At 61.1% G+C, this 13,646-nt stretch carries 11 protein-coding genes; 6 read left to right on the top strand and 5 right to left on the bottom strand.

Going from position 1 to position 13,646, the window contains the following annotated elements; all coding sequences use genetic code 11:
- Positions 1-132: 132 nt before the first annotated feature.
- The 3 genes from KGB27_RS21970 (at position 133) to ilvD (ending at position 4,836) form a co-directional block, all read left to right on the top strand.
- Positions 133-1,329 (top strand): class I SAM-dependent rRNA methyltransferase, encoded by a 1,197-nt coding sequence (locus tag KGB27_RS21970; protein ID WP_008026111.1) that lies wholly within the window; start codon positions 133-135, stop codon positions 1,327-1,329.
- A gap of 207 nt (positions 1,330-1,536) precedes the next feature.
- A complete protein-coding gene (locus tag KGB27_RS21960; RefSeq protein WP_223556348.1) occupies positions 1,537-2,736 on the top strand; it encodes an MFS transporter in 1,200 nt (399 codons plus the stop codon).
- 258 nt (positions 2,737-2,994) lie between these two features.
- Positions 2,995-4,836 carry a dihydroxy-acid dehydratase gene (gene ilvD / locus KGB27_RS21955; RefSeq protein WP_008040782.1) on the top strand — a complete coding sequence of 614 codons (1,842 nt, stop codon included), beginning with the start codon at positions 2,995-2,997 and terminating at the stop codon, positions 4,834-4,836.
- A 205-nt stretch (positions 4,837-5,041) separates the two neighbouring features.
- Here the strand turns inward: ilvD and KGB27_RS21950 are convergent, their stop codons facing one another.
- The gene (locus KGB27_RS21950; RefSeq protein WP_008026105.1) at positions 5,042-6,097 is read right to left on the bottom strand and encodes a hypothetical protein; all 1,056 of its coding nucleotides are present in this window, start codon (positions 6,095-6,097) and stop codon (positions 5,042-5,044) included.
- A 240-nt stretch (positions 6,098-6,337) separates the two neighbouring features.
- Here KGB27_RS21950 and KGB27_RS21945 point away from each other — a divergent pair, with 240 nt between their 5' ends.
- Complete coding sequence (locus KGB27_RS21945) at positions 6,338-7,729, top strand: L-cystine transporter (protein ID WP_223556346.1); 1,392 nt, start codon at positions 6,338-6,340, stop codon at positions 7,727-7,729.
- A 113-nt stretch (positions 7,730-7,842) separates the two neighbouring features.
- Here KGB27_RS21945 and KGB27_RS21940 read toward each other — a convergent pair whose 3' ends face one another.
- Entirely contained in the window at positions 7,843-8,355 is a 513-nt protein-coding gene (locus KGB27_RS21940; protein WP_223556345.1) for a dihydrofolate reductase, read from the bottom strand.
- 99 nt (positions 8,356-8,454) lie between these two features.
- Here KGB27_RS21940 and KGB27_RS21935 point away from each other — a divergent pair, with 99 nt between their 5' ends.
- The gene (locus tag KGB27_RS21935) at positions 8,455-9,825 is read left to right on the top strand and encodes a DUF2868 domain-containing protein (protein ID WP_223556344.1); all 1,371 of its coding nucleotides are present in this window, start codon (positions 8,455-8,457) and stop codon (positions 9,823-9,825) included.
- The gene (locus tag KGB27_RS21930; protein ID WP_192227532.1) at positions 9,818-11,194 is read left to right on the top strand and encodes a GTPase/DUF3482 domain-containing protein; all 1,377 of its coding nucleotides are present in this window, start codon (positions 9,818-9,820) and stop codon (positions 11,192-11,194) included. The genes KGB27_RS21935 and KGB27_RS21930 overlap by 8 nt, the downstream gene beginning before the upstream one ends.
- Positions 11,195-11,203: 9 nt before the next feature.
- Here KGB27_RS21930 and KGB27_RS21925 read toward each other — a convergent pair whose 3' ends face one another.
- The 3 genes from KGB27_RS21925 to KGB27_RS21915 form a co-directional block, all read right to left on the bottom strand.
- On the bottom strand, positions 11,204-11,734 hold the full coding sequence (locus tag KGB27_RS21925; protein WP_207284887.1) for a hypothetical protein: 531 nt from the start codon (positions 11,732-11,734) through the stop codon (positions 11,204-11,206).
- A gap of 108 nt (positions 11,735-11,842) precedes the next feature.
- The gene (locus tag KGB27_RS21920) at positions 11,843-12,406 is read right to left on the bottom strand and encodes a phosphonate degradation HD-domain oxygenase (protein ID WP_207284888.1); all 564 of its coding nucleotides are present in this window, start codon (positions 12,404-12,406) and stop codon (positions 11,843-11,845) included.
- Complete coding sequence (locus KGB27_RS21915; RefSeq protein ID WP_223556342.1) at positions 12,406-13,539, bottom strand: TIGR03364 family FAD-dependent oxidoreductase; 1,134 nt, start codon at positions 13,537-13,539, stop codon at positions 12,406-12,408. The genes KGB27_RS21920 and KGB27_RS21915 overlap by 1 nt, the downstream gene beginning before the upstream one ends.
- Positions 13,540-13,646 lie beyond the last annotated feature (107 nt).

Genomic DNA, 13,646 nt, shown 5'->3' with positions numbered 1-13,646 from the left:
CCTACATTTGGAATGCGTCCCCCTGTAGGAGCGAGGCTTGCCCGCGAAGGCGTCATCAGCGTTTCATCGCCCACCCGGCCCGCCACCACCTTCAACACGCTATACTCCCGCTCTTTTTTCCGGAGCGACGTCATGTCCCTGCCTAGCCTGCGCCTCAAAGCCAACGCCGACCGTCGCCTGCGAAACGGCCACCTGTGGGTCTACAGCAACGAAATCGACGTGGCCGCCACCCCGTTGCACGGCTTCAAGGCCGGCGACCAGGCGATCCTCGAAGCTGCCGGCGGCAAGCTGCTGGGCATCGTCGCCATGAGCCCGAACAACCTGATCTGCGCCCGCCTGCTGTCGCGCGACGTCAAGTTGCCGCTGGACAAATCGCTGCTGGTGCACCGCCTGAACGTCGCTCTGTCCCTGCGTGATCGCCTGTTCGACAAGCCGTTCTATCGCCTGGTCTACGGCGATTCCGACCTGCTGCCAGGCCTGGTGGTCGACCGTTTCGGCGACATCCTCGTGGTGCAGATCGCTTCGGCGACCATGGAAGCGCATAAAGACGACGTGATCGCGGCGCTGACCCAAGTGCTCAAGCCAAGCGGCATTCTGTTCAAGAACGACTCCGCCGCCCGCGACGCCGAAGGCCTCAACCGCTACGTCGAAACCGTGTTCGGCCTGGTGCCGGAGTGGGTCGCGCTGGAAGAGAACGGCGTGAAATTCGAAGCTCCGGTCATCCAGGGCCAGAAAACCGGCTGGTTCTACGACCACCGCATGAACCGCGCACGCCTGGCCCCGTACGCCAAAGGCAAACGCGTCCTCGACCTGTACAGCTACATCGGCGGCTGGGGCGTGCAAGCCGCAGCATTCGGCGCCAGTGAAGTGTTCTGCGTCGACGCGTCGGCCTTCGCCCTCGACGGCGTCGAGCGCAACGCCGCGCTGAACGGTTTCGCTGAAAAAATAACCTGCCTCGAAGGCGACGTCTTCGAAGCGCTGAAAGAACTGAAAGCCAGCGAAGAACGCTTCGACGTGATCGTGGCCGACCCGCCGGCGTTCATCAAACGCAAGAAAGACATGAAAAATGGCGAAGGCGCTTACCGTCGCCTGAACGAGCAAGCCATGCGCCTGCTCAGCAAGGACGGCATCCTGGTCAGCGCTTCGTGCTCGATGCACCTGCCGGAAGATGACCTGCAGAACATCCTGCTGACCAGCGCCCGTCACCTGGATCGCAACATCCAGATGCTGGAACGTGGCGGTCAGGGTCCGGATCATCCGGTACACCCGGCCATCGCTGAAACCCGCTACATCAAGAGCATCACCTGCCGGTTGCTGCCAAACAGCTAACACCAGAGAACCACAGTAGGAGCGAGCCCTGCTCGCGATGGTCGTCAACGATGACGCTGGCTGCCTGACACCCCGCGTAGCCTGTTCGTTTTTCGCGAGCAGGCTCGCTCCTACAACGGTCTGAGAACAGTCCCACACCTCCTGCATTGACTTCCCTATTCATCAAGTCGACTCTCGGCTACCCCTCACGGATCGAGAGCGTTGTTGATGAACCCTTCCCCGCATACCGCGAAAAAATCGTCGCTCATCCTGCTATTGATGACGATGACGCTACTGGGTGTTTTCCCGCTGGACGTGGTGCTCCCGTCCTTTCCCGCGCTCTCTGATTACTTCCTGACCTCAGCCTCCGACATAGCGTTATCCGTCAGCCTGTTCGCTATTGGCCTTGGGCTATCCGTGGTGCTGGTCGGACCGCTGTCGGACTTGTGGGGGCGCAAAACCCTTTTGCTGACTGGCATCGCCATCTCGATCATCGGTGCAACGGGTTGTCTGCTTTCAAGCGAATACGGCTGGTTCCTGGTATTTCGCGTCATTCAGGCCGTGGGTTGCGGGTCCTTTGTGCTGTCACAGGCACTGATTCAGGATCTGTTCGTCGGCAAGGAACAGGAACGGATGAGGATCTGGATGACCACCGGCGGCGGCGTGTTCATTTCCATATCGCCGCTGCTTGGAACCTGGTTGCAGATGCATCTGGATTGGCAGGGCAGCTTCTATGTCTTTATCGCACTGGCGGTCTTCGTCTGGACAAGGGCTGGCGTGCTCCTCAAGGAATCTCCGCGCAGTCGCAATGCGGCGCCCGGTCACTTTTTCAGTGCCTACTGGCGGCTATGCGCGGATTTTCGCTTCATGGGTTACTGGTTGATTTCGGCCCTGGCCTTCGCCTGCCATTTTTCATTCATCGTCATGTCGCCGATCATTTTCATGGAGCGCCTGGCACTCACGCCCTACGAATTCGCCTGGACATTGTTGCTGTATGGCGTGGCTTATGTGTTCGGCGGGATAGTCGCCAGCGCCTTGCATCGGCGTCTGCCAGCCAATTCACAGATAGTGATCGGCCTCGGCCTGATCGCATTGTCGGGGTTGGTCATGCTGTGGCTGGCAAATCAGTTCGGGCTGACGGCCGCTGCGGTGCTGATCCCCATGCTCATCTGCACGGCCGGCACCACCATTGCCCGGCCTATCGCCAATTCCAAAGCCATGACCCTCTATCCACAGGATGCCGGTACGTCCTCCTCGGTCGGCGGCGTGATGATCTTCATGTGCGGCGGCGTGATCAGCGTGATGATCAATCTCGCGTCCGAAGACCTCACCACGGCGCTCGCCTTGTGTTTCCTGATCCTTAGCGTCTCGGGCCTGGGTTTGAACGCGCTGATCATGCAGCGCAATCTGGCACTGAACGCGAGTTGATTTACGCCGGTCGTCATCCGGCGCACGCCACCGGCGCCGGATCAGCGCTTCCCGGCATTCCCTCCAGCCGCCAGCCGTGTAGAATCGCGACATTCATCGCCAGTCATCCCCCGGCGGGTTTATGAGCTCAAGCTGAAGCGCGCGGCGATCCCGCAAAGTTATCGGCAACTTCCGGACACACGGCCATTTCTGAGTGTTCCAGACGTCAATAGAAGCTCACTTCCCTTTTGATACCTGATTAGCCGCCCGGAGTGCTTCATGCCTGATTACCGCTCGAAAACATCCACCCACGGCCGCAACATGGCCGGTGCCCGCGCACTGTGGCGCGCCACGGGGATGAAAGATGACGACTTCAAAAAGCCGATCATCGCCATTGCCAACTCGTTCACCCAGTTCGTACCGGGCCACGTCCACCTCAAGGACCTGGGCCAACTGGTCGCCCGCGAAATCGAACGCGCTGGCGGTGTAGCGAAAGAATTCAACACCATCGCCGTGGATGACGGCATCGCCATGGGCCACGACGGCATGCTGTATTCGCTGCCGAGCCGCGAGATCATCGCCGACTCCGTCGAGTACATGGTCAACGCCCACTGCGCCGACGCCATCGTCTGCATCTCCAACTGCGACAAGATCACCCCAGGCATGCTGATGGCCGCCCTGCGCCTGAACATCCCGGTGATCTTCGTGTCCGGCGGCCCGATGGAAGCCGGCAAGACCAAACTGGCCAGCCACGGTCTCGACCTCGTCGACGCCATGGTGATCGCCGCCGACTCCAGCGCTTCTGACGAGAAGGTTGCCGAGTACGAGCGTAGCGCCTGCCCGACTTGCGGTTCGTGCTCCGGCATGTTCACCGCCAACTCGATGAACTGCCTGGTTGAAGCCCTGGGCCTGGCCTTGCCGGGCAACGGTTCGACCCTGGCCACCCACAGCGACCGCGAGCAACTGTTCCTGCAGGCCGGCCGCACCATCGTCGAGCTGTGCAAGCGTTACTACGGCGAGAACGACGAGTCGGTATTGCCGCGCAACATCGCCAACTTCAAGGCGTTCGAAAACGCCATGACCCTGGACATCGCCATGGGCGGTTCCACCAACACTATCCTGCACTTGCTGGCCGCCGCCCAGGAAGCCGAGATCGATTTCGACCTGCGCGACATCGACCGTCTTTCCCGCCACGTGCCGCAACTGTGCAAAGTCGCGCCGAACATCCAGAAGTACCACATGGAAGACGTGCACCGCGCCGGCGGGATCTTCAGCATCCTCGGTTCGCTGGCCCGTGGCGGCCTGCTGCACACCGACCTGCCGACCGTGCACAGCAAGACCCTGGCCGAAGGCATCGCCAAGTGGGACATCACCCAGACCGACGACGAAGCGGTGCATCACTTCTTCAAGGCCGGCCCGGCGGGCATCCCGACGCAAACCGCGTTCAGCCAGTCGACCCGTTGGGAAACCCTGGACGACGACCGTGAAAACGGCTGCATCCGCAGTGTCGAACACGCTTACTCGAAAGAAGGCGGCCTGGCCGTTCTCTACGGCAACATCGCGCTGGACGGCTGCGTAGTGAAAACCGCGGGCGTCGACGAGTCGATCCACGTGTTCGAAGGCAACGCAAAAATCTTCGAAAGCCAGGACAGCGCCGTACGCGGCATCCTCGCTGACGAAGTGAAGGCCGGCGACATCGTGATCATCCGTTACGAAGGCCCGAAAGGCGGCCCGGGCATGCAGGAAATGCTGTACCCGACGTCGTACCTGAAATCCAAAGGCCTGGGCAAAGCCTGCGCCCTGCTCACCGATGGCCGTTTCTCCGGCGGCACTTCGGGCCTGTCCATCGGCCACGCTTCGCCGGAAGCCGCTGCCGGTGGCGCGATTGGTCTGGTGCAGGACGGCGACAAAGTGCTGATCGACATTCCGAACCGCTCGATCAACCTGTTGGTCAGCGATGAAGAACTGGCCGGCCGCCGTGCCGAGCAGGATCAGAAAGGCTGGAAGCCGGTGGAAAAACGTCCACGTAAAGTGACCACCGCACTGAAAGCCTACGCCCTGCTGGCGACCAGCGCCGACAAGGGTGCCGTGCGTAACAAGGCGATGCTTGACGGGCTGTAAGGCTTAACCGCAAACAAAAAAATGCCCCGCCAAGTGCGGGGCATTTTTTTGCCGGTCGTTTGATCTGCGTTATACGCAAATCCCTGTAGGAGCCGGCTTGCCGGCGAAGGCGGTGTGTCAGCCGGCAAACTCTTCGTCTGAAAGTCCGCTATCGCCGGAACGCCGCCCGCAGCAAGCCGGCTCCTACAGTTGATCGGTGTTGCGGTTACTGGATTTCTGCCGGCGTCACGATCACCCAGTTCTTGTCCGCCGTCACCGGCAACCCTTCCTTGGCTTGGGCCGCAGCGTGCTTGGCCATCATGCCGTTAATCTGGGTCATGTATTTGTCCTTGCGGTTGACCCACAAGTGGATGCCGCCCTTGGCCACGTCAACATCGTGGAACAGCATGTAACCGTCGCTGCTCGGGGTGTCGCCGCCGACCAGTACCGGTTTTTTCCATTCATCGATGTAGGTCAGGATCGCCGCGTGTTTACCGGCCATCCAGGTCGCCGGGGTCCACAGGTACGGGGTCAGTTCGAGGCCGAGGTTGGCCTTCTCGTCATACTTGCCAGCGGTGATCTGCTTGCGGGCCGTGGTCAGCTCACCGGACTTTTGATCCTTGAGCAGCAGGCTCACGCCGATCACGTTTTGCGGTTTGACGTTGTAGCCGTACTTCGGATCGGAGGCGACCATGCGCACCAGCTCTTCAGAAGCGGCGGTCATCACGTAGACCTCGATGCCGTTCTCCATCAGCTTGTTGTACAGCTCGGTTTGGCCGGTGAAGACTTTCGGCGGGTTGACGTCGAGCTTCTTGACCACGTCGCCTTCGTAATAGGTAGCCGGCACCGGTTTGCCGGACGCCATCAACTCGTCGACATAACCTTTGAGCTCTTGCAGGGTGAAACCGGAGAACACTTGGGCGACCCATGGGTAGCAAACCATGTCGTCGAGTTCGCAGAGGCGGTAGTAGTAGCTGAACAGGCTTTCCTTATGGTCGGCGGTGTCCTTGAACGGAATCAGTTTCAGGGAGGGATCGAGTTTCTCGCGGGTGATCAGGCCCTTGTTTTCCATGAACGGCAGCAGCGATTCTTCGAGGTCATAGCGGTAACTGGTGTTGTCCATGTCGAACACCGCGTAGTTACCTTTGTTGGCGTTGGCCGCGATCATCGCATCCAGTGCCTTGGCCTGATCGGCTGGCCAGTGCTTCAAATCCGTAGCGAAGGCCTGGCCGGCGAGGCCAATGCACAGTGCAGCGAGCAGAAATTTCGGTGCGAACTTCATCGATAGATCTCCCTGATTTAAAGACATCGACGCTAACAAATAAGTGTGACAGTCCCCGTCTGTCAGCGACGGCCAACGCACCTATCGCGCCAGCTGCATTCCTGTAAGCGACACCGGCTTATTCCAAAAACGACAGTCATCAGACTTTTTTGATATTAATTCATTGAAAATCAAGCTGTTAGGCTTGCCGGTTCGCAGCTGCCCCGGAAGGCAGTTGGCACATGTCTAATGGGAGTTCCAATGAATCTGCCGCTGATTCTCAATCTGCTGGTGTTCCTCGCCCTGCTCGTCGCACTGGCGCAAACCCGTCACAAGACGTGGAGCCTGGCGAAAAAAGTCCTGCTCGCCCTGGTGTTGGGCGTGGTGTTCGGTGTCGCCTTGCACACCGTTTACGGTGCCGGAAACCCGGTGCTGAAAGCCTCGATCGGCTGGTTCGATCTGGTGGGCAACGGTTACGTGCAGCTACTGCAAATGATCGTGATCCCGCTGGTGTTCGCCTCGATCCTCAGCGCCGTGGCCCGTCTGCACAACGCTTCGTCGCTGGGCAAAATCAGTTTCCTGACCATCGGCACGCTGCTGTTCACCACCGCCATCGCGGCGCTGATCGGTATCGGTTTGACCAACCTGTTCGGCCTGACCGCTGAAGGCCTGGTCGCCGGCACACAGGAAATGGCCCGCCTGCAAACCATTCAGACCGACTACGCAGGCAAGGTCGCGGATCTGAATGTGCCGCAACTGCTGCTGTCGTTCATCCCGCAAAACCCGTTCGCTGATCTGGCGCGCGCCAAGCCGACATCGATCATCAGCGTGGTGATATTCGCCGCGTTCCTCGGGGTCGCCGCGCTGCAACTGCTGAAGGATGACGTCGAAAAAGGTCAGAAAGTGATCAACGCCATCGACACCCTGCAAGCCTGGGTGATGCGTCTGGTGCGTCTTGTGATGAAGCTGACTCCGTACGGCGTACTGGCGCTGATGACCAAAGTGGTCGCCGGTTCCAACCTGCAAGACATCATCAAGCTCGGCAGTTTTGTCGTGGTGTCCTACATCGGCCTGGGCCTGATGTTTGTAGTCCATGGCGTGCTGGTGTCGGTGGCCGGGATCAACCCGCTGCGGTTCTTCCGCAAAATCTGGCCGGTGCTGACGTTTGCTTTCACCAGCCGCTCCAGCGCGGCGACGATTCCGCTGAGCATCGAAGCGCAGACCAGCCGTCTGGGCATTCCGCAATCCATCGCCAGTTTCGCCGCTTCGTTCGGCGCGACCATTGGCCAGAACGGCTGTGCGGGTTTGTACCCGGCGATGTTGGCAGTGATGGTGGCGCCGACCGTGGGCATCAACCCGCTCGACCCGCTGTGGATCGCAACGCTGGTGGCGATTGTGACCTTGAGTTCGGCCGGTGTGGCCGGTGTGGGCGGTGGTGCGACGTTCGCGGCGCTGATCGTGCTGCCGGCGATGGGCTTGCCGGTTTCACTGGTGGCGTTGCTGATTTCGGTTGAGCCGCTGATTGATATGGGGCGTACGGCGTTGAACGTGAGTGGTTCGATCACGGCCGGGGCGATTACCAGCCAGATCATGCAGCAGACCGATAAAGATTTGCTGGATGCGGATGAGCATGCGGAGTTGGCTCACGCATAAGCGGCGCCTGTCAGACCGCTATCGCCGGCAAGCCGGCTCCTACAAGGGTTGTGTCGATCGCAGACATTGCGTACGACACAACCCTTGTAGGAGCTGGCTTGCCGGCGATGCTTTTAAGCCTTTTCCCAAACCTCGAAGTTGTACGCCGGTTTGTCGCCTTCAGCCGGATTCGGCACATTCGACACCAGCTTCCACTGCTTCAAATCAAACTCCGGAAACCACGCATCCCCTTCCGGGCTCAGCGCCACGCGCGTCAAATACAACCGATCAGCCTGCGCCAACCCTTGCGCATACAACTGCGCGCCACCAATCAGCATCAACTCATCGACGCCCTGCTCTTTCGCCCATTCTTCCGCGCGAACCACGGCAGCCTCCAGCGACGGGTAAACCTCCGCGCCTTCCAGCACCAGATCCGCCTGACGGCTGACCACGATGTTCAACCGGCCCGGCAGCGGGCGACCGAGGGAATCCCAGGTCTTGCGACCCATGATGATCGGCTTGCCCAAGGTGGTGGCCTTGAAGTATTTGAAGTCCCCCGGCAAGTGCCAGGGCATGCTGTTGTCGACGCCGATCACACGGTTTTCACCGAGGGCTGCGATCAGGCTGAGGGGGAGTGATTTAGTCATGCCGGCGAGGATACCAGAGGCTCGGCTTCTCGCAACGTAGCCCCCCGACAAGCGCGACAGCGGTTATGCTCACAGCTCAATTGAGCGACGGGATGCCGCGTGACTGAACTGAATACCCTCTGGTTGACGGAAACCATTCGCCTGCGCGAAGAACACGCCGGCCCTCTGGATGATCTGGAAGCCAACCGACTGGCTCGCACGGCGGGCGGCGATCTGCCGACACGGATTTCGCGTCGCGCCTTATGGCTGGCCGAGCGCGATGGACTGACCGAAGCCCTCAGGCATTGGCTGCAAGGTGCGCGACTGGCGCTGGTGGTGTTGGCCGCGCTGGCAGTGGTCAGCGGCGCCGGTCTGGCGTTTGCCGCGCTGGGTGACGGACAAACGCCGGTCAATGTGTTCTGGGCCTTGGGCAGCTTGCTCGGGCTGAACCTGATTCTGCTGCTGAGCTGGGCGCTGGGGCTGGTGTTTGCCGGTGAGCACGGCGCGACGCTGGGACGCTTGTGGTTGTGGCTCAGCGAAAAACTCGCCCGCGACGCCAAAGCCGCGCAACTGGCGCCCGCCCTGCTGTTGCTGCTGCAACGACAGAAACTCAATCGCTGGGCGCTCGGTGTGCTGGTCAATGGTTTGTGGTTGCTGGCGATGCTCAGTGCGTTGGTGATTGTGCTGATGCTGATGGCGACCCGGCGCTACGGCTTCGTCTGGGAAACCACCATCCTTGGCGGCGACACCTTCGTCGCCATGACCCAGGCTCTGGGCGCCCTGCCGGCTCTGTTGGGTTTCAGCGTGCCCACCGTGGAAATGATCCGCGCCAGCGGCGATGCCGCACTGAACATTGAAAGCGCTCGTCAGGCCTGGGCCGCGTGGCTGGTGGGCGTGTTGCTGGTCTACGGGGTTTTGCCGAGGTTGTTGTTGGCGCTGTTGTGCCTGTGGCGCTGGAAAAGGGGTCGCGCCAGATTACGTCTGGATCTGAACCTGCCCGGCTACGCGCAACTGCGCGAACGCCTGATGCCGACCAGCGAACGCCTGGGCATCAGCGATGCGGCACCTGCGCAGCTTCATCACGTGGAAAGCGGCGTCAGCGAACTGCAAAGCGACGGCGCGTTGCTGGTGGCCATCGAGCTGGACGATCAACGGCCATGGCCACCACCGCTGCCGAAAACCGTGAACGACGCAGGCATCCTCGACAGTCGCGAATCGCGCCACAAACTCCTGGAACAACTCAGCCGTTTCCCCCCGGCCCGCCTGGCCATCGCCTGCGATCCACGGCGTTCGCCGGACCGCGGCAGCCTCGCGCTGATCGCCGAACTGGCCCGCAACGCCAGCGCCACCCGCGTCTGGTTGCTGCAAGCGCCGCCCGGCGAAGCGCTGGATGCCGAGCGTCTCGGCGACTGGCACGTGGCGCTGCAACAGTTGGAACTGCCCTTCGCCGATTGCGCGCCGCTGAACTGGCTGGAGACCGGTCATGACTAATCCGTGGAAAGCGCCGTTGAAGCTCGCCGTGGTCGGTCACACCAACGTCGGCAAAACCTCATTGCTGCGCACGCTGACCCGTGATGTCGGTTTCGGCGAAGTCTCCCATCGCCCGAGCACCACGCGGCACGTTGAAGGCGCGCGGTTGTCGGTGGACGGCGAGCCCTTGCTCGACCTGTTCGATACGCCGGGCCTGGAAGACGCCATCGCCCTGCTCGACTACCTCGAACGCCTGGAGCGTCCCGGTGAACGCCTCGACGGTCCGGCGCGACTGGCGCGCTTTCTTGAAGGCAGTGAAGCGCGGCAGCGGTTCGAACAGGAAGCCAAGGTGCTGCGGCAACTGCTCACCTGCGACGCCGGCCTCTATGTGATCGACGCCCGCGAACCGGTGCTTTCCAAGTACCGCGACGAACTGGAAGTGCTGGCCAGCTGCGGCAAACCGCTGTTGCCGGTGCTGAATTTCGTCAGCAGCGCCAACCACCGCGAGCCGGATTGGCGTGAAGCGTTGGCGCGTCTGGGCTTGCATGCCCTGGTGCGTTTCGACAGCGTGGCGCCGCCGGAAGATGGCGAGCGGCGGCTGTATGAAAGCCTCGCGCTGTTGCTGGAAAATTCTCGCGAGCAACTGGAACGTTTGATCGCCGATCAGCAGGCCCAGCGTCTGGCCCGGCAACAAAGCGCGGCGCGGTTGATTGCCGAATTGTTGATCGATTGTGCGGCGTGTCGGCGTAGCGTGGTTAGCGACGCCGAGCAGGAACAACAGGCGATCAGCGAACTGCGCAAAGCCGTTCGCCAACGGGAACAGCGTTGTGTCGAAGCGCTGCTCACGCTCTACGCCTTCCGCCCGCAAGACGCGGCGGCCAGTGATCTGCCGCTGCTCGATGGCCGCTGGGGCGATGACCTGTTCAACCCGGAAACCCTCAAGCAACTGGGCGTGCGCGTCGGCGGCGGCATCGCCGCGGGTGCGGCCGCCGGGGCCGGGGTGGATCTGCTGGTCGGCGGCTTGACCCTCGGCGCGGCAGCACTGGCCGGCGCGATTGCCGGCGGCGCCCTGCAAACCGCGCGCAGCTACGGCAGCCGGTTGCTGGGCAAGATCAAAGGTCAGCGTGAATTGACGGTCGATGACAGCGTGTTGCGGTTGTTGGCATTGCGGCAGCGGCAGTTGCTGCAAGCGCTGAATGCGCGTGGGCATGCGGCGATGGACAGCATCCAGGTCGCCACGCCACAGGACAAGAGCTGGCGCGAAGGCAAACTGCCCGAAGCCCTGAACAAGGCTCGGGCGCATCCGCAGTGGTCGTCGCTGAATCCCCATGCGAAGTTGAATCAGGCGGAACGGCAGGAGCAGATCGAGGTGTTGGCGCAGCAGCTTTGATACGGTTGATCAGCGCCAGTTGAACCTCAGAAACGTGGATCTCAATGTCCAGGCAAGCTGTTTGTCCACTTTATCCAAATCGCCATCACCATCCATATCGAGACCGAACACCATGTCAACCATGTAGCCCTCAAGGGAGTCTAAAACAGTGGCGGTGGAAACGAGGCTTCGGCCTGAAGGTCTGCGGGAACTATCATGAAAGTGCAGTTCCACGGGGTCTAGACTACCGTCGTAAGCAAAATCCTCTACATATATCTTGACATAGCGATCCCAAGTATCTCCATTATTGAACCAGCTAAGCTGCAGGAACGCTTCTGCAAACAAGTTGATTAGCTCCTCATCCTTAATGTTTTCCTTACCGTCGTTGTTCACGTCGCCATACTGAAAATCAACTTTGCCATCGGCAGTGTTATCCAGTGCATAGGCTTCGTGAACGAGCCGATCTTCGGCACCGTCAATCTCTTCGAAAAAATGCAGGATCAGGTTGTCAGCCCTGCCGTAAGCACTTCGGTCCTGGGCTGTAACTTTCAAATAACGCATGTGGCTAGCTCAAATCAATTTAGGGTCGATCAAGCTATCCCATCCTCGTAAAACGCTCTGCGCGAACAATCTCTTCATCCTGTAGGAGGTCTCACCAGTAGTTGTGGTTCAAGCCGCCCTGGGCAGAAGGCCCAAAGCCTTGCGCTTCAGAACGTCGAGATCCAGAAGAGGCACGTTCATCTCCTTCGCCAACTCATCCCACTGGCGCATGCGCAAACTCACCGCGCACAACGGGTCCTGCTCGAAGGCTTCAGCCTCGGCCGGGGTCATCACCCCGCCCTGATACTCCAGGGTCCGACGGCTGGCCTCGCTCAATCGTTCGTAATACCCGGGCTCCTTGAGTGTCAGGTAGCGCTTGGCCTGAACGTGGTATTCCACCAACCGCGCCATGCGTTCACTGAAACCTGCGCGACGCAGGTAATCGGCGCCCAGCCGCTCGTGGCTGACCACGCCGAAGCCGCCCATGTTCGGCGCGCTGTCGGCACAGATATGGCCGATGTCGTGGAAGAATGCCGCCAGCACCACTTCATCATCGAAGCCTTCCGCCATGGCCAGTTGTGCGGCCTGGGACATGTGCTCGATCTGCGACACCGGCTCGCCGATGTAATCGCTGTCGCCGAAGCGCTCATACAGCCCAAACACCTCGTCGATCACTTGCGCCTTGCGGTCCATCAACGCTCTCCCAATAACGTCGCGACATTACGTTCGGCCATTGCCGGCCCGACACTCATGCCGACGCCGGTGTGCATCAGTGCCACGCTCACGCCCGGCATCGGCCGCAGGAACGAAAACGGCCCTGGCCCTCGGGAACCATAGACCCCCTGCCAGCGCTCGACCACTTGCACTTTGCAGCCCAGCGTCTGCTCGGCCAGTTCGATCATCCAGTCATCCACCTGCTCGGCATTGAACGGTGACGGATCACTGCCGTAGTGGTGGGAATCGCCGATGATCAGCTCGCCGTGAGGTGTCGGGCTGATCAGCAGGTGAATGCCGTTTTCATGCAAGTGCGGTTGCTCGCGCAGGATCTGCGCCTGCACTGCCGCTGCTTCCGGCAGATCGGCGAAGGCGCCGTAATGCACGCAACTCAAACCGGTGAGCAGCGCGTGTTGCAGGTTGAGGTTGATCTGCGGGCGGGCGCGGAGCATTTGCAGGCGGCAGATTTGCGGGTTGAGCGCGGCAATCGGCTCGGCCAGCAAGGTCTGATAATCGTGGCCGGAGCAGACGATGATGTGCTCGGCGTTGAAGGTGCCGGCGGTGCTGTGCAAGCGGCCCGGTTCGATGTCGCGCACGAGGGTGGAGAAGTGAAACTCGACGTTCATTTCACGACGCAGGTAATCGATCAACGCCGGGATCGCTTCGCGGGAATACAGTTGCTGATCGTCCATCCCGTGCAGCGCAGCGCGGTGATGGCGGAACTGGCCGCCGTACAGATCGCGCAATGCGGCGCCGCGTAGCAGGTCGACGCGGTAACCGTGCTCTTTGGCGCGACCGGCGCAGAAGGCTTCCAGCAAGTGTTCTTCCGCTTCGGTGCGGGCGAACAGGTACGAGCCGTTGCGCTTGAGTTGCAGGCCGGCCAGTTGCGCCCATTGGCCCCAGATCTCGCGGCTGGCTTTGGCCAGTTCGAGCATCGGGCCTGGTGGTTGGCCGGTGACGAGGGCTTGGCCAAAGTTGCGCACCGAGGCGCCCAAGGGCGTTTCGCTGCGTTCGAAAACGGTGACTTTGAGACCGCGCCTGGCGGCGGCGTAGGCGTGGGACAGGCCGAGGATGCCGGCGCCTACGATCAGCAGGTCGTTGGGGTGTGTCATCAAGAGATGTCCTGAGTTTGAAGCCGCCTTCGCGGGCAAGCCTCGCTCCTACAGGGGGGACGCGATCACCTGTAGGAGCGAGCGGTGCGGCGATCCGACTTGCCCGC

This window comes from Pseudomonas sp. BF-R-01, assembly GCF_019946615.1.
In the GTDB taxonomy this organism is placed as follows: Bacteria; Pseudomonadota; Gammaproteobacteria; order Pseudomonadales; family Pseudomonadaceae; genus Aquipseudomonas; species Aquipseudomonas migulae.
The sequence above is the reverse complement of the archived record's forward strand: the minus strand, read 5'-3'. Positions and strand labels throughout refer to the sequence as shown.

Excerpts from the sequence above, each read along its gene's own strand:
- KGB27_RS21950 (WP_008026105.1), bottom strand. The coding sequence starts at position 6,097 with ATGAAGTTCGCACCGAAATTTCTGCTCGCTGCACTGTGCATTGGCCTC.
- KGB27_RS21930 (WP_192227532.1), top strand. The coding sequence starts at position 9,818 with ATGACTAATCCGTGGAAAGCGCCGTTGAAGCTCGCCGTGGTCGGTCAC.
- KGB27_RS21945 (WP_223556346.1), top strand. The coding sequence starts at position 6,338 with ATGAATCTGCCGCTGATTCTCAATCTGCTGGTGTTCCTCGCCCTGCTC.
- KGB27_RS21915 (WP_223556342.1), bottom strand. The coding sequence starts at position 13,539 with ATGACACACCCCAACGACCTGCTGATCGTAGGCGCCGGCATCCTCGGC.
- KGB27_RS21920 (WP_207284888.1), bottom strand. The coding sequence starts at position 12,406 with ATGGACCGCAAGGCGCAAGTGATCGACGAGGTGTTTGGGCTGTATGAG.
- KGB27_RS21940 (WP_223556345.1), bottom strand. The coding sequence starts at position 8,355 with ATGACTAAATCACTCCCCCTCAGCCTGATCGCAGCCCTCGGTGAAAAC.
- KGB27_RS21925 (WP_207284887.1), bottom strand. The coding sequence starts at position 11,734 with ATGCGTTATTTGAAAGTTACAGCCCAGGACCGAAGTGCTTACGGCAGG.
- KGB27_RS21960 (WP_223556348.1), top strand. The coding sequence starts at position 1,537 with ATGAACCCTTCCCCGCATACCGCGAAAAAATCGTCGCTCATCCTGCTA.
- KGB27_RS21970 (WP_008026111.1), top strand. The coding sequence starts at position 133 with ATGTCCCTGCCTAGCCTGCGCCTCAAAGCCAACGCCGACCGTCGCCTG.
- ilvD (WP_008040782.1), top strand. The coding sequence starts at position 2,995 with ATGCCTGATTACCGCTCGAAAACATCCACCCACGGCCGCAACATGGCC.